This is a genomic window from Stenotrophomonas sp. S4 (genome assembly GCF_054187805.2).
Genome location: NZ_CM196188.1, coordinates 4,125,267 through 4,139,206 on the forward strand (window position 1 = coordinate 4,125,267; position 13,940 = coordinate 4,139,206).

Genomic DNA, 13,940 nt, shown 5'->3' on the forward strand with positions numbered 1-13,940 from the left:
TGATGCCTTCGATCCTGATCATCGACGACAACGCCAGTGTGGGTACCGCGCTGGACGTGCTGTTCTCCCTGCACGATATCGACACCCTGCAGGCGCAGAGCCCGGCCGAGGGGCTGGCCCTGCTCGAGTCGCAGCCGGTCGACCTGGTGATCCAGGACATGAACTTCAGCGAGGACACCACCTCCGGCGAGGAAGGCGAAGTCCTCTTCGCACAGATCCGTGCGCGCCACCCGGACCTGCCGGTGATCCTGCTGACCGCCTGGACGCACCTGAGTAGCGCGGTGGACCTGGTCAAGGCCGGTGCCGCCGACTACCTGGCCAAGCCCTGGGACGACCGCAAGCTGCTGACCACGGTCAACAACCTGCTGGAGTTGTCCGAGGCACGGCGCGAACTGGACCGCCGACGCAGCCGCGAGCTGCGCCAGCGCAATGCGCTGGAAGAGAAGTACGAGCTGTGCGGTGCGGTGTTCGCCGATCCGGCCAGCGAGCGCGTCATCGCACTCGCCTGCCAGGTCGCGCGCTCCGAACTGCCGGTGCTGATCACCGGCCCCAACGGTGCTGGCAAGGAGAAGATCGCGCAGATCATCCAGGCCAACTCGCTGGTGGCCAAGGGTTCGTTCATCACAGTCAATTGTGGCGCCCTGCCCTCGGAACTGATCGAGGCCGAACTGTTCGGTGCCGAAGCAGGCGCGTATACCGGCGCCAGCAAGGCGCGCGAGGGCAAATTCGAAGCTGCCGACGGAGGCACGCTGTTCCTGGATGAGATCGGCAACCTGTCGCTGGGCGGTCAGATGAAGCTGTTGCGCGTGCTGGAAACCGGTCGTTTCGAGCGCCTGGGCTCCAATCGCGAACGCCAGGTCAAAGTCCGCGTGGTCAGCGCGACCAATGCCGACCTGCCGGCGATGATCCGCGACGGCACCTTCCGCGAAGACCTGTATTACCGCCTCAATACGGTGGAACTGGTACTGCCACCGTTGGCCGAGCGCCCGGGCGACATCGTGCCGCTGGCCGAGCGCTTCCTGACGGCCGGCAAGCCACTTTCCAATGCTGCAACCGCGGCCCTGCAACGGCACCCGTGGCCGGGCAACGTGCGCGAACTGCGCAACGTGATCCAGCGTGCCGAGCTGCTGGCGACCGGCAACCACATCGAAGTGGCCGATCTGAACCTGCCGCGTGCTTCACCTGCACCGCGCCCGGCACCGAGCGCCGGCAATGATCCAGACCGTGCGCGCATCGAGGATGTGCTGGCGCGCAACCACGGCGTCATCGCCCAGGCCGCCGCCGAACTCGGCCTGAGCCGCCAGGCGCTGTACCGGCGCATGGACCGGCACGGCATCCCACGCGAATGAAGCGGCGCTCGTTCACCTTCCGCCTGTTCCTGCGCCTGCTGCCGGTGCTGGCGCTGGCCGCCGCCTTGCCGTGGCTGCTGGCGTACTGGATGGACCATGGCTGGGTGGTGACCACGGTGTCGGCGGTGATCCTGCTGGCACTGATGTGGTGGACCCTGCTCCGCGCCACCGCACCGGTGCGCTCGCTGATGCGTGCACTGTCCGGCACCACCAGCAGCTACCGCGACGGCGAGTACAACTTCGGCGTGTACTGGCCGGGCAACGACGAACTGGGCGACCTGGTGCAGGCGCACCGCGAACTGGGCGATGTACTGCGCGAGCAGCGGCAGGGCCTGGTGCAGCGCGAACTGCTGCTGGACACCATGGTGCAGAACACACCGGTGGCGATGCTGCTGATTGCTTCCGGCGGCGATGGCATCGCCCGCGTGGTGTTCTCCAACCTGGCCGCACGCAAGCTGCTGCATGGTGGCTGGAAGCTGGAGGGCCAGCGCCTGGAAGAGGTGCTGGAACAGGTGCCGGTGGAGCTGCGCGATGCCATCGCCCGTGGCGGCGACAGCCTGTTCGCGGTGCATGCCGAGGGCGAGGACGGCGACGAGGATGACGAGCAGGTCTATCACCTGTCGCGCCGCGCCTTCCAGCTCAACGGCCGTCCGCACGACCTGCTGCTGGTACGCCTGCTCACCGCCGAACTGCGCCGCCAGGAAGTGCAGACGTGGAAGAAGGTGATCCGGGTGATCAGCCACGAGCTCAACAACTCACTGGCGCCGATCGCCTCGCTGGCCCACTCCGGTGGCGTGCTGGTGCAGCGCGAGCGCTTCGATCGGCTGCCCGAGATCTTCACCACCATCGAAGACCGCGCACGCCACCTGGAAGGCTTCATCCGTGGCTATGCGCGCTTTGCCAAGCTGCCGCAGCCGCAACTGCAGACCGTGCACTGGGCACCCTTCCTGTCCAGCCTGCGCCAGCAGATCCCGTTCACCATGGATCGCGAACCGGACGAGGAACTGAGCAGCCGCATCGACATCGCGCAGTTCGGGCAGGCACTGCTGAATCTTCTGAAGAACGCGCATGAAGCCTGCGCCGAGGCCGATCCGCCCAACGATGACGTGCAGGTGCAACTGACGCGGCTGCCGCAGTGGCTGCGCCTGGATGTACTGGACCGCGGCAAGGGCATGAACGAGCAGGTGCTGCAGAACGCACTGATGCCGTTCTATTCGACCAAGCGCAATGGCACCGGCCTGGGACTGGCACTGACCCGCGAGATCGTGGAAGCGCACGGTGGCCGCGTGTCGCTGCAGAACCGCGGTGATGGCGGGTTGTGCGTGTCGATCCTGTTGCCGGTGGGCTGAGCGGGCCGATCGGGTAGAGCCACGCCATGCGTGGCTGTGCCGACCAAGGTCGGCACCTACCAGACGCGCCGCATCACTACCCGCAGGTGCATCGGAAAGCCGAGCGCGGCCTCTTCGGCCATGACTGCGCGCAGACCGTCGTTCCACTCCGCCTCAGGCACTACGTCGAACCCTTCGCTGGCATAGAAGGCTGCATTCCACGGCACATCGCTCAAGGTGGTCAGCACCGCTGCAGCAAAGCCGGCAGCCCTGGCCTGCGCCAAGGCATGGCGCAGCAATGCACGGCCGTGGCCACGACGCGCATGCGCCGGGTCCACGTCCATCTGCAGCACATGGAACTCACCGCACAGTTCGCCAGCCAGCAGGTAACCCGCAACGCCACCATCAGCGGCATCGACTACCCACAGCTGGCCACGCTGAAGGCCGTCCTGCAGGGTCAGCAGGTCCAGGCCGTGGCCGGCGAACACCGGATAGGCTTCGTGGCCCTTCAGCAGCTCACCGGCACGCTGTTCGATCGCCGGCAGCACGCCAAGCTCGTCGGCGTGCGGAAGGCGTGGTTCAGGGCTTCTTGACCGGGCGCTTCCAGCCATCGATGGTTTCCTGTCGTGCACGTGCCAGTGTCAACTTGCCGTCCGGAGCGGTGCGGGTGATGACCGAGCCGGCGGCGATGGTCGCGCCCTCGCCGATCGTCAGCGGTGCCACCAGCGAGCTGTTGGAGCCGATGAACGCGTTGTCGCCGATGGTGGTGGTCGACTTGTTCACGCCGTCGTAGTTGCAGGTGATGGTGCCGGCACCGATGTTCACCCTGCTGCCGATCACCGCATCACCCAGATAGGTGAGGTGATTGGCCTTGCTGCCGACACCGAGGGTGACCTTCTTGGTCTCGACGAAGTTGCCGACGTGCACGCCATCGGCCAGCACGGTACCTGGGCGCAGGCGCGCGAACGGACCGACCAGTGCCGCGCCTTCGGTGACCACGCCTTCCAGATCACAATGCGCGCGTACTTCGGTGCCCGGGCCGAGAGTGACGTCCTTCAGCCGGTTGAACGGACCAATGGTGACGCCGTCACCGAGCACGATGTTGCCTTCAAGGACGACATCGACATCGATCAGCACGTCGCTGCCCACGGTAACGGTGCCACGGATATCCAGTCGTGCCGGGTCGCGCACGCGTGCGCCCTGTGCGCACAGCGCACGCACCGCACGGCGCTGCCAGGCGCGCTCCAGCTGCGACAGCTGCCAGGGATCGTTTGCCCCCTCGGCTTCCTGCGCGTCGGCCACCAGCGCCATCTCGGCCGGGGTGTACTCGTGCGCGGCGAACGCGAACACATCGGTGAGGTAGTACTCGCCCTGCGCGTTGCTGTTGGAGAGCTGCGACAGCCAGCGGCGCAGCGCGGTCGATTCTGCGGCGATGATGCCGGTGTTGATCGTGCGCACGCGCAGCTGGTCATCGGTGGCGTCCTTCTGCTCGACGATCGAGCCCACCTTGCCCTCCGCATCACGCAGCACGCGGCCGTAACCGGTCGGGTCATCGACGTCGGCCACCAGCACCGCCAATCGCCCCGGCTGCGCCAGCAGGTCGCGCAGGGTCTGCGCGCGGATCAGCGGCACATCGCCGTACAGCACCAGTACCTGCGCAGCATCGGGAACCTGCGGCATCGCCTGTGCGACGGCGTGCCCGGTACCGAGCTGCTGTGCCTGCTCGGCCCATTGCAGATCGGGCTGGTCGGCGAAGTACTGACGCACCGCCTCGCCACCATGGCCGTAAACCACGTGGATGGCCGCCGGCTGCAGCTCGCGGGCCGCATCGATCACGTGCGCCAGCATCGGTTGGCCGGCGATCGGCTGCAGCACCTTCGGCAGCACCGACTTCATGCGCTTGCCGGCGCCGGCGGCGAGGATGATGACGTGCAGGGCTTGGGTCATGGGAGCGGCAGTCCGTGGTTCGTTGCCGATGATTCTAGAGCGTGGGCCGTTAACATGGGCATCCCTCCTCCTTCACCATGCCGATGAGCCTCGTCCGCCAGGGAAGCGCCTATCTCGCGATCGGGCTCGTGCAGCTGCTGGTCGATTGGCTGGTGTTCGTGGTCACCACCGCGCTGGGCATGCCGGTGGCGCCAGCCAACATCGCCGGTCGCCTGGCCGGCATGCTGCTGGGCTTCTGGCTCAACGGCCGCTACACCTTTGCCGAGGCCGGCACCCGCAAGCTTGGATGGAAGCGCTTTGCACGCTTCTTCGGGCTGTGGCTGCTGCTGACGGCGGCTAGCACGCTGCTGGTCAGCCTGGTCGACCAGGCGCTGGACCTGCAGTACACGTGGCTGGCCAAGCCGCTGGTGGAAGGCGGGCTGGCGTGCGTGTCGTTCCTGTTGATGCGCTACGTGGTGTACCGCTGATACGACGTCGGGATCGGGACCGGTAGCGTCGGCTGAAGGTCGACGCTACCCGATCGGCCCAGCCACACTCTCCAAACAAAAACGCCGGCACAGGGCCGGCGTTCTCGTGGGTGCAGCGCGAACCTCAGTGCTTGAGATTCTTGCGCAGGCGCTCCAGCGCCTGCAGCTGGACGACGGCTTCAGCCAGCTTCTGCTGGGCTTCGGCCACTTCCATCGCTTCGCCGCGGTTGGCCAGGATGCGCTCGGCTTCTTCCTTGGCCTTGCGGACCGAGGCTTCGTCGATGTCCTGCGCGCGGATCGCGGTGTCGGCCAGCACGGTCACTACCTGCGGCTGCACTTCCAGGATACCGCCGGAAATGGCGAAATCCAGCTGCTCGCCGTTCGGCGTGGTCACCACCACCTTGCCCGGCTTCAGGCGGGTGATCAGCGGCGCGTGCTTGGGCGCGATGCCCAGTTCGCCCAGCTCACCGGTGGCCACGACCAGGGTCGCTTCGCCACGGAAGATTTCCTGCTCGGCGCTGACGATGTCGCAACGGATCGTGCTCATGCAAATCTCTTCGCTGTTCGCGGCGGCGCAATGCCACCGTGGGGGTCCACCGGCGCGGGCGGTTGCCCGGCGCCGGCGTCAGGTCGGGCAGGATCGCTCCCGCCCGTCCCGGATCAGGCCTTCTCGGCCATCTTCTTGGCCTTCTCGACCGCTTCTTCGATGCCGCCGACCATGTAGAACGCCTGCTCCGGCAGGTGGTCGTACTCGCCATCGACGATGGCCTTGAAGCCACGGATGGTGTCCTTCAGCGGCACGTACTTGCCCGGCGAACCGGTGAACACTTCGGCCACGTGGAACGGCTGGCTGAAGAAGCGCTCGATCTTACGGGCGCGCGACACGGCCTGCTTGTCCTCTTCGGACAGCTCGTCCATGCCCAGGATCGCGATGATGTCCTTCAGTTCCTTGTACTTCTGCAGGGTCTGCTGGACGCGCTGGGCGGTGTCGTAGTGCTCGTGGCCGATGACCAGCGGGTCCATCTGGCGGCTGGTGGAGTCCAGCGGATCGACGGCCGGGTAGATACCCAGCGAGGCGATCGAACGCGACAGGGTCACGGTCGAGTCCAGGTGGGCGAAGGTGGTCGCCGGCGACGGGTCGGTCAGGTCGTCCGCGGGAACGTAGACGGCCTGGATCGAGGTGATCGAACCGTTCTTGGTCGAGGTGATGCGCTCCTGCAGAACGCCCATTTCCTCGGCCAGGGTCGGCTGGTAACCCACGGCGGACGGCATGCGGCCCAGCAGTGCCGACACTTCGGTACCGGCCAGGGTGTAGCGGTAGATGTTGTCGACGAACAGCAGGACGTCCTTACCCTTGCCGTTTTCGTCCTTCTCGTCGCGGAAGTACTCGGCCATGGTCAGGCCGGTCAGGGCGACGCGCAGACGGTTGCCCGGCGGCTCGTTCATCTGGCCGTACACCATCGCCACCTTGTCCAGGACGTTGGAGTCCTTCATTTCGTGGTAGAAGTCGTTGCCCTCACGGGTACGCTCACCCACGCCGGCGAACACGGACAGACCGCTGTGCGCCTTGGCGATGTTGTTGATCAGTTCCATCATGTTGACGGTCTTGCCGACGCCGGCGCCGCCGAACAGGCCGACCTTGCCGCCCTTGGCGAACGGGCACATCAGGTCGATGACCTTGATGCCGGTTTCCAGCAGCTCGGTGGCCGGGGACTGGTCTTCGTACGACGGGGCCGCACGGTGGATTTCCCAGCTGTCGCTGGCCGCCACCGGGCCGGCTTCGTCGATCGGACGGCCGAGCACGTCCATGATGCGGCCCAGGGTGCCAGCACCGACCGGCACGGAGATGCCGCGGTTGGTGTTGGTGGCAACCAGGTTGCGCTTCAGGCCGTCGGTGGAACCGAGGGCGATGGTACGCACCACGCCGTCGCCCAGCTGCTGCTGGACTTCGAGGGTGATTTCGGTGTTGTCGACCTTCAGTGCGTCGTACACCTTCGGCACCGACTCACGCGGGAATTCGACGTCGACGACCGCGCCGATGATCTGAACGATCTTGCCCTGACTCATTGCTGCATCCTCTAAATGTGTGCTTTGAACGAACGCGGTCAGACTGCTGCCGCGCCGCCGACGATTTCGGAGATTTCCTGGGTGATCGCTGCCTGGCGCGCCTTGTTGTAGACGAGCTGCAGGGTGCCGATCAGCTTGTTGGCGTTGTCGCTCGCCGCCTTCATCGCAACCATGCGTGCCGCATGCTCGGAGGCGACGTTTTCCAGCAGTGCCTGGTACACCAGCGACTCGATGTAACGCGTCATCACGTGCTCGAGCACGGTCGCGGCATCGGGTTCGTACAGGTAGTCCCAGTCGTGGTGAGCGACCTGCTTCTCAGCCGGCGGCAGCGGCAGCAGCTGATCGAAGCTGGCCTTCTGCGTCATGGTGTTCACGAAGCGGTTGTAGACCAGGTACACGCGGTCGACCTTGCCTTCGGTGAAGGCGTCGAGCATGACCTTGATCACACCGATCAGCGATTCCAGCTTCGGCACGTCGCCGATGTGGGTCACGCTGCCGACCATGTTGACCTTCACGCGGCGGAAGAAGGTCGATGCCTTCTGGCCGATGGTCACCAGGTCCACTTCGGCACCCTTGTCCTGCCATGCCTTGGCTTCGCCCAGCATCTTGCGGAACAGGTTGTTGTTCAGGCCGCCGGCCAGGCCGCGATCAGAGGAGATCACGATGAAACCGACCCGCTTGACCTGCTCGCGCTCGACCAGGAACGGATGCTGGTAATCGGTACTGGCCTGGGCCAGGTGGCCGATCACCTGCTTCATCGCCTGCGCGTACGGACGCGAGGTCTTCATCCGATCCTGCGCCTTGCGGATCTTGGAGGCCGAGACCATTTCCAGGGCGCGCGTCACCTTGCGGGTGTTCTGCACGCTCTTGATCTTGGTTTTGATTTCGCGTCCGCTTGCCATCTCTTGTTTCCCGTGGCGCGGGGCTGATGCCCCGCGTTGTTCAACCGTTTGTCATCTGGTCCAGCGGAGCCAGTGGCTCCGCTCTACAGGACCGCGATTACCAGCTGCCGGTGGTCTTGAACTCGGCGATGCCCTTCTTGAAGGCACCTTCGATGTCGTTGTCCCAACCGCCGGTGGCGTTGACCTTGCTGACCAGTTCGCCCTGGGTGTTGGCGAAGTGGGCGTGCAGGCCTTCTTCGAACGCCAGCAGCTTGTTGACCGGCACGTCGTCGAGGTAACCCTCGTTGACGGCGTAGATCGACAGCGCCTGGTTGGCGATCGACATCGGCGCGTACTGCTTCTGCTTCATCAGCTCGGTGACGCGCTGGCCACGCTCCAGCTGCTTGCGGGTCGCTTCGTCCAGGTCCGAGGCGAACTGCGCGAACGCAGCCAGCTCACGGTACTGGGCCAGCGAGATACGGATGCCGCCCGACAGCTTCTTGATGATCTTGGTCTGGGCCGAGCCACCGACGCGCGACACCGAGATACCGGCGTTCACGGCCGGGCGGATGCCGGCGTTGAACAGGTCGGTTTCCAGGAAGATCTGGCCGTCGGTGATCGAGATCACGTTGGTCGGAACGAAGGCGGACACGTCGCCAGCCTGGGTTTCGATGATCGGCAGCGCGGTCAGCGAACCGGTCTTGCCGGTGACCTTGCCTTCGGTGAACTTCTCGACGTATTCCTCGGACACGCGGGCAGCGCGCTCGAGCAGGCGGGAGTGCAGGTAGAACACGTCACCCGGGTAGGCTTCACGGCCCGGCGGGCGCTTCAGCAGCAGCGAGATCTGGCGGTAGGCGACGGCCTGCTTGGACAGATCGTCGTACACGATCAGCGCGTCTTCGCCGCGGTCCATGAAGTACTCACCCATGGTGCAGCCCGAGTAGGCGCTGATGTACTGCATGGCAGCCGATTCGGAAGCGGTCGCGGCCACCACGATGGTGTGGGCCAGCGCGCCGTTCTCTTCCAGCTTGCGCACGATGTTGGCGATGGTCGAAGCCTTCTGGCCGATCGCAACGTACACGCACTTGATGCCGGTGCCCTTCTGGTTGATCACCGCATCGATCGCCATGGCGGTCTTGCCGGTCTGGCGGTCACCGATGATCAGCTCGCGCTGGCCACGGCCGATCGGGATCATCGAGTCGACCGACTTGTAACCGGTCTGCACCGGCTGGTCGACCGACTTGCGCCAGATCACGCCCGGAGCAACGCGCTCCACCGGAGCGGTCAGGTCGGTGCCCAGCGGGCCCTTGCCGTCGATCGGCTCGCCCAGCGCGTTCACGACGCGGCCCAGCAGTTCCGGACCGACCGGCACTTCCAGGATGCGGCCGGTGGTCTTGGCGACGTCGCCTTCGCGCAGGTGCTCGTAGTCACCCAGGACCACGGCGCCGACCGAGTCGCGCTCCAGGTTCAGGGCCAGTGCGAAGGTGTTGTTCGGCAGTTCGATCATTTCGCCCTGCATCACGTCGGCCAGACCGAAGATGCGCACGATGCCGTCGGACACGCTGGTCACGGTGCCTTCGTTGCGCGATTCCGCGGCCAGCTTGACCTTCTCGATGCGGTTCTTGATCAGTTCGCTGATTTCGGAGGGGTTGAGCGTGGTTGCCATCGTCAAGTCCTAGTGCCGGCAGCGGGGCCGGACGTTAAATGAATTCAGTTAGCGAGCGCGGTCTGCAGACGGGCCAGCTTGCCCTTCAGCGAACCATCGATGACCACGTCGCCGGCGTCGATCACGGCGCCGCCGATCAGCGAGGCATCCACCGCGGTGGTCACGTCGACCTCGCGGTTGAAGCGCTTGCGCAGCGCGACCTTGATCGCGTCCAGCTCGCCGGCCGACAGTTCGGCCGCCGAGGTCACCGTGGCCTTGACCACGTGCTCGGCTTCGGCGCGCAGGGCGTCGAACATGCCGGAGATTTCCGGCAGCAGCGGCAGACGATGCGATTCGGCCAGGATGGCCAGGAAGCGCGAGTAGGTCTCGCCGTGGGACACCGGCGCCAGCAGGGCGACGGCGTCGTCACGACCCAGCTCCGGGTTGGCCAGCAGGGCCGCCACGCGCGGGTCGGCGGCGACGTGGGCGGAGAACGCCAGGGCGTCCGACCACGGCGCGAACGCGCCTTCGTCGCGCGCGGTCGCGAACGCGGCGCGGGCGTACGGGCGGGCAAGCGTGAGGGCCTGGCTCATCCTTAGATCTCCGAGGCCAGCTCGTCGAGCAGCGCCTTGTGGGCGTTGGCGTCGATTTCGCGCTTGAGCAGCTTTTCGGCACCGGTCACGGCCAGCGCGGACACCTGCTTGCGCAGATCTTCACGGGCACGGTTGGCGGCGGCGTCGATTTCAGCCTGGGCCAGTTCCTTCTGACGGGTGGCTTCGGTGATCGCTTCGTTACGGGCAGCATCAACGATCTGGTTGGCACGCGCGTGGGCCTGATCGATGATCTCGTTAGCCTTGGTGCGGGCTTCCTTCAGCGCTTCGTTGACCTTCTCCTGCGCCTGGGCCAGATCTTTCTGGCTGCGGTCAGCAGCAGCGAGGCCTTCAGCAATCTTCTGCTGGCGCTCTTCGATCGCGTTCATCAGCGGCGGCCAGATCTTGGTCGCGATGATCCAGATCAGACCAGCGAAGGCCAGCGCCTGCGCAAGAAGGGTGAAATTGATATTCATGGTTAGCTCGATCGCTGGTTTCAGGGTGGACGCGCCGCCGTAGCGGCGCATCCGGCCTTCATCCGAAACCGGGTGCATCAGCACCCGGTCGTCTCAAACCGCTGTATCAGCCGGCCAGAGCCTTGGTGACGGCGCCAGCAAAGGCAGCCGACAGCGGGTTGGCGAAGGCCAGCAGCAGGCCAACGGCGACCGAGATGATGAACGCGGCGTCGATCAGGCCGGCGGTGATGAACATGCGGACCTGCAGGACCGGGATCAGTTCCGGCTGGCGGGCGGCCGACTCCAGGAACTTACCAGCCATGATGGCCAGACCCAGACCGGCGCCCAGCGCGGCCAGGCCGATCATGATGCCGACGGCAAGGGCGGTGGAGCTCTGAATCTGCGCGAAGTTGGTCAGGACGGCGAAGTACATGGTTATCTCCAGGAACTTAAGTTGCTAAGGGTGATGAAACGGATGAAGGTTGAAACGCGTTGAAGCTTGAAACTCAGTGAGCGTCTTCCGACAGGCTCAGGTACACGATCGACAGCATCATGAAGATGAAGGCCTGCAGCGGGATCACCAGCAGGTGGAACAGCATCCAGCCAAGGCCGAACACACCACCTGCGATGGCACCGAAGAAACCGGCACCACCCAGCACCCAGATCAGCAGGAACACGATTTCGCCGCCGAACATGTTGCCGAACAGTCGCATCGCCAGCGAGATCGGCTTGCTCAGCCACTCGACGATGTTGAGGATCAGGTTGAACGGCATCATCCACTTGCCGAACGGGGCCGTCAGGAATTCCTTGACGAAGCCGACCAGGCCCTTGGACTTGAGCGCGAAGAACAGCATCAGGAAGAACACGCTGATGGCCATGCCGAGGGTGGCGTTGACGTCAGCGGTCGGGACCGGCTTCCAGTAGTGAACGCCCACCCATTCCAGCGGCTTGGCGATGAAATCAGCCGGGATCATCTTCAGCAGATTCATCAACAGGATCCAGAAGAAGATCGTGATGGCGATCGGCGTGACCAGCTTGCTCTTGCCGTGGTAGGTGTCCTTGGCCTGGCGGTCGACGAACTCCAGGCAGATCTCGACGAAGGCCTGCCACTTGCCCGGCACGCCAGCAGTGGCCTTGCGGGTCCCCAGCCAGAACGCGACAACGATCACCAGGCCCATCAGGACGGCGGTGAGGAAGGTATCGACGTGGATATGCCAGAACATACCCTCACCCTTGCCGACCGGTGCGGTCAGGTTGTGCAGGTGATGCTGGATGTAGCTGGTAGGGGTTAGAGCCTCGCCCGCCATGTGTCCGGAACCTTCAGTTAATTGAATTCTGTCAACGCCTGGCCATGGCCAGGACCTGGAACATCAAGCCGACGGCGATACCGGCCAACAGCGCCAATGCAGGCAGCTTGAAGACCAGGAACCCCACCAGCAGGACGCCGAAAACCACGACCCACTTGGCTACGATCGCAATGATCAGGCGAGCCATCGCCGATCCTGCGGCCACCGCACCACCACCCAGTGCCATCCGTGCCGCAACCCAGCCACCGGCCGAAATGGCCACACCGGACGCCAGCGCGCCGAGGGCATATTTCGGACCCACCAGCAGGAAGGCCAGGGCCAGGACAGCGACCGCGGCCAGCGGGTAGACCGCGGCGCGCAGCATCAGTCGCCGACCCGCATCAACGGAGTTCAGCACAGGACGTCCCGCGTGGTTGCAAGTGGAGGGCTGAGGCGGCTACAGCAGGGGGGCCTCATCGAGCCGCCAAATTATAGCAATGGGACAATTTGCGAGACAACCGCTGCCTGTTCATCCCGGGAAGCCGCAAGTTGCGGTAACGGTTACATTTTTGCGTGCCACCCAGGGGACAATGACGTCCGCGTGATGCTGCACCGCAGTATTGAACTTTGGTCGCAGGCGCGGAACTTTCGCCGGATGCGCCGGTCCGATCTTGCGACCTGCCTGCAGCAACCTCGTCGACGCTCCGCCCCGCAGGTCCCACGATGGCCCCGAAGCCCGGCTCCGGGGCCATCTTTTTGCATCGTCGCGACAGCGCTGAACCGTGCACACCTCGTGGACCATACGTTCACGGATGGTGGACGTGCCTGTCCGGCACAGTGGTTTTCATTCTGATGAACCACTGCAAGGACTCTTCGATGCGCTCCGTACCCACCCTGCTCGCCCTCTCCCTGCTCGCCGCCGGTGCTTCGTTCGCCACTGCCGCCCATGCCGCCGAAGGCGATGACCGCTTCGCCATCCGCCTGGGTGCGATGAACATCGATTCGGACAACACGATCCGCGGCAAGACCAATGTGGCTGGCCAGGATGTCTCCCTGAACCAGGACTTCAAGCTGGGGGGCAAGGAATGGGAGCCGCGCATCGATGGCATGTTCCGCATCAGCAATCGCCAGCGCCTGCTGTTCAACTACTTCAAGTACGACAAGGACCGCCGCGAGACCCTCGACCAGGGCATTTCCTTCGGCGGTGAGAACGTGCCGGCCGGCAGCTTCGTGAAGGGTGAACTGAAGTACCAGGTGGCCAGCCTGGTCTACGATTACTCGGTCGTCGATACCGACACCTTCGACCTCGGCCTGCAGATCGGTGGCGAGTACGCCAAGGTCAGCACCAAGGGCTACGCCGACCTGGGCACCGTCTACGAAGGCCAGTTCCTCAACGAGAAGGCTGACGGCATCGCGCCGGTGGTGGGTGCGCGCATGACCTTCACCCCGGGCGAGCGCTGGATGATCACGCTGCAGGGCCAGTACCTGAACACGCGTTGGGGCAGCTTCGATGACTACAAGGGCGACCTGAGCCGCGCCAATGCCATCGTCGATTACCGCTTCACCAAGAACTTCGGTGTGTTCGCCGGCTACGACTGGTTCAAGCTGGACGTGGACAAGAAGGGCAGCGACGGCACTGTCGGCCTGAAGCAGGAATTCAAGGGCCCGGTGGCCGGTATCAGCTTCGTGTTCTGATCCCCCGCCCCTTCCACGGCATCCTCTCTCCTGGCGCGGCCTCCGGAACATCGGGGCCGCGTTTTTTGTTGCATCGTCGAGCAGAGAAGCAGGTTGGTCGAGCGCGGGGAGAGAGGGGCTTGCGTGCGAATGTCCCCCGGCGCCGGCCTGCGGCCGACGCCTCCTCCTTTACTTCGCACACAAGCCCCTCTCACCCCGCGTGTCAGGCATCCGGGCGGCTTTGGTACTGG

The 13,940-nt window shown here is 64.9% G+C and carries 15 protein-coding genes; 4 read left to right on the forward strand and 11 right to left on the reverse strand.

The genetic code is table 11. From position 1 onward, the window contains the following. Positions 1-2 precede the first annotated feature (2 nt). Both ACUZUJ_RS19175 and ACUZUJ_RS19180 read left to right on the forward strand, forming a co-directional pair. Entirely contained in the window at positions 3-1,349 is a 1,347-nt protein-coding gene (locus ACUZUJ_RS19175; RefSeq protein ID WP_101766117.1) for a sigma-54-dependent transcriptional regulator, read from the forward strand. Next, complete coding sequence (locus ACUZUJ_RS19180; protein WP_119006798.1) at positions 1,346-2,698, forward strand: sensor histidine kinase; 1,353 nt, start codon at positions 1,346-1,348, stop codon at positions 2,696-2,698. The genes ACUZUJ_RS19175 and ACUZUJ_RS19180 overlap by 4 nt, the downstream gene beginning before the upstream one ends. Before the next feature lie 56 nt (positions 2,699-2,754). Here the strand turns inward: ACUZUJ_RS19180 and ACUZUJ_RS19185 are convergent, their stop codons facing one another. Beyond that, on the reverse strand, positions 2,755-3,288 hold the full coding sequence (locus ACUZUJ_RS19185; RefSeq protein WP_049445926.1) for a GNAT family N-acetyltransferase: 534 nt from the start codon (positions 3,286-3,288) through the stop codon (positions 2,755-2,757). Then, complete coding sequence (gene glmU / locus ACUZUJ_RS19190; RefSeq protein ID WP_049445924.1) at positions 3,257-4,624, reverse strand: bifunctional UDP-N-acetylglucosamine diphosphorylase/glucosamine-1-phosphate N-acetyltransferase GlmU; 1,368 nt, start codon at positions 4,622-4,624, stop codon at positions 3,257-3,259. Before glmU ends, ACUZUJ_RS19185 begins: the two co-directional genes overlap by 32 nt. 83 nt (positions 4,625-4,707) lie before the next feature. On the opposite strand from glmU, the gene ACUZUJ_RS19195 reads away from it, so the two are divergent. Then, complete coding sequence (locus ACUZUJ_RS19195; protein ID WP_458220701.1) at positions 4,708-5,091, forward strand: GtrA family protein; 384 nt, start codon at positions 4,708-4,710, stop codon at positions 5,089-5,091. Between the two features lie 124 nt (positions 5,092-5,215). Here the strand turns inward: ACUZUJ_RS19195 and ACUZUJ_RS19200 are convergent, their stop codons facing one another. The 9 genes from ACUZUJ_RS19200 to ACUZUJ_RS19240 all read right to left on the reverse strand — a co-directional run bounded on the left by ACUZUJ_RS19200 (position 5,216) and on the right by ACUZUJ_RS19240 (position 12,433). Continuing rightward, positions 5,216-5,638, reverse strand: a complete 423-nt coding sequence (locus ACUZUJ_RS19200; protein WP_005419509.1) for a F0F1 ATP synthase subunit epsilon — start codon at positions 5,636-5,638, stop codon at positions 5,216-5,218. A gap of 113 nt (positions 5,639-5,751) precedes the next feature. After that, the gene (atpD, locus tag ACUZUJ_RS19205; protein WP_010481327.1) at positions 5,752-7,158 is read right to left on the reverse strand and encodes a F0F1 ATP synthase subunit beta; all 1,407 of its coding nucleotides are present in this window, start codon (positions 7,156-7,158) and stop codon (positions 5,752-5,754) included. Between the two features lie 38 nt (positions 7,159-7,196). After that, entirely contained in the window at positions 7,197-8,060 is an 864-nt protein-coding gene (gene atpG, locus ACUZUJ_RS19210) for a F0F1 ATP synthase subunit gamma (RefSeq protein ID WP_006471334.1), read from the reverse strand. A gap of 97 nt (positions 8,061-8,157) precedes the next feature. Beyond that, positions 8,158-9,705, reverse strand: coding sequence for a F0F1 ATP synthase subunit alpha (gene atpA / locus ACUZUJ_RS19215; RefSeq protein WP_005411130.1), 1,548 nt, complete (start codon positions 9,703-9,705; stop codon positions 8,158-8,160). Between the two features lie 44 nt (positions 9,706-9,749). After that, on the reverse strand, positions 9,750-10,277 hold the full coding sequence (locus tag ACUZUJ_RS19220; protein ID WP_005411131.1) for a F0F1 ATP synthase subunit delta: 528 nt from the start codon (positions 10,275-10,277) through the stop codon (positions 9,750-9,752). A gap of 2 nt (positions 10,278-10,279) precedes the next feature. Further along, entirely contained in the window at positions 10,280-10,750 is a 471-nt protein-coding gene (locus tag ACUZUJ_RS19225; protein WP_005419512.1) for a F0F1 ATP synthase subunit B, read from the reverse strand. Between the two features lie 106 nt (positions 10,751-10,856). Next, on the reverse strand, positions 10,857-11,162 hold the full coding sequence (gene atpE / locus ACUZUJ_RS19230) for a F0F1 ATP synthase subunit C (protein ID WP_005411133.1): 306 nt from the start codon (positions 11,160-11,162) through the stop codon (positions 10,857-10,859). Positions 11,163-11,235: 73 nt separating this feature from the next. Beyond that, positions 11,236-12,036, reverse strand: coding sequence for a F0F1 ATP synthase subunit A (atpB, locus tag ACUZUJ_RS19235; RefSeq protein WP_014038569.1), 801 nt, complete (start codon positions 12,034-12,036; stop codon positions 11,236-11,238). A gap of 31 nt (positions 12,037-12,067) precedes the next feature. Further along, positions 12,068-12,433 carry a hypothetical protein gene (locus ACUZUJ_RS19240; RefSeq protein WP_014648497.1) on the reverse strand — a complete coding sequence of 122 codons (366 nt, stop codon included), beginning with the start codon at positions 12,431-12,433 and terminating at the stop codon, positions 12,068-12,070. A 458-nt stretch (positions 12,434-12,891) separates the two neighbouring features. Here ACUZUJ_RS19240 and ACUZUJ_RS19245 point away from each other — a divergent pair, with 458 nt between their 5' ends. Next, positions 12,892-13,710 (forward strand): hypothetical protein, encoded by an 819-nt coding sequence (locus ACUZUJ_RS19245; protein ID WP_049445989.1) that lies wholly within the window; start codon positions 12,892-12,894, stop codon positions 13,708-13,710. Positions 13,711-13,940: the final 230 nt, after the last annotated feature.

Coding starts and splice junctions, on each gene's coding strand:
- ACUZUJ_RS19175 (WP_101766117.1), top strand. CDS start 3: ATGCCTTCGATCCTGATCATCGACGACAACGCCAGTGTGGGTACCGCG.
- ACUZUJ_RS19180 (WP_119006798.1), top strand. CDS start 1,346: ATGAAGCGGCGCTCGTTCACCTTCCGCCTGTTCCTGCGCCTGCTGCCG.
- ACUZUJ_RS19185 (WP_049445926.1), bottom strand. CDS start 3,288: ATGGCTGGAAGCGCCCGGTCAAGAAGCCCTGAACCACGCCTTCCGCAC.
- glmU (WP_049445924.1), bottom strand. CDS start 4,624: ATGACCCAAGCCCTGCACGTCATCATCCTCGCCGCCGGCGCCGGCAAG.
- ACUZUJ_RS19195 (WP_458220701.1), top strand. CDS start 4,708: ATGAGCCTCGTCCGCCAGGGAAGCGCCTATCTCGCGATCGGGCTCGTG.
- ACUZUJ_RS19200 (WP_005419509.1), bottom strand. CDS start 5,638: ATGAGCACGATCCGTTGCGACATCGTCAGCGCCGAGCAGGAAATCTTC.
- atpD (WP_010481327.1), bottom strand. CDS start 7,158: ATGAGTCAGGGCAAGATCGTTCAGATCATCGGCGCGGTCGTCGACGTC.
- atpG (WP_006471334.1), bottom strand. CDS start 8,060: ATGGCAAGCGGACGCGAAATCAAAACCAAGATCAAGAGCGTGCAGAAC.
- atpA (WP_005411130.1), bottom strand. CDS start 9,705: ATGGCAACCACGCTCAACCCCTCCGAAATCAGCGAACTGATCAAGAAC.
- ACUZUJ_RS19220 (WP_005411131.1), bottom strand. CDS start 10,277: ATGAGCCAGGCCCTCACGCTTGCCCGCCCGTACGCCCGCGCCGCGTTC.
- ACUZUJ_RS19225 (WP_005419512.1), bottom strand. CDS start 10,750: ATGAATATCAATTTCACCCTTCTTGCGCAGGCGCTGGCCTTCGCTGGT.
- atpE (WP_005411133.1), bottom strand. CDS start 11,162: ATGTACTTCGCCGTCCTGACCAACTTCGCGCAGATTCAGAGCTCCACC.
- atpB (WP_014038569.1), bottom strand. CDS start 12,036: ATGGCGGGCGAGGCTCTAACCCCTACCAGCTACATCCAGCATCACCTG.
- ACUZUJ_RS19245 (WP_049445989.1), top strand. CDS start 12,892: ATGCGCTCCGTACCCACCCTGCTCGCCCTCTCCCTGCTCGCCGCCGGT.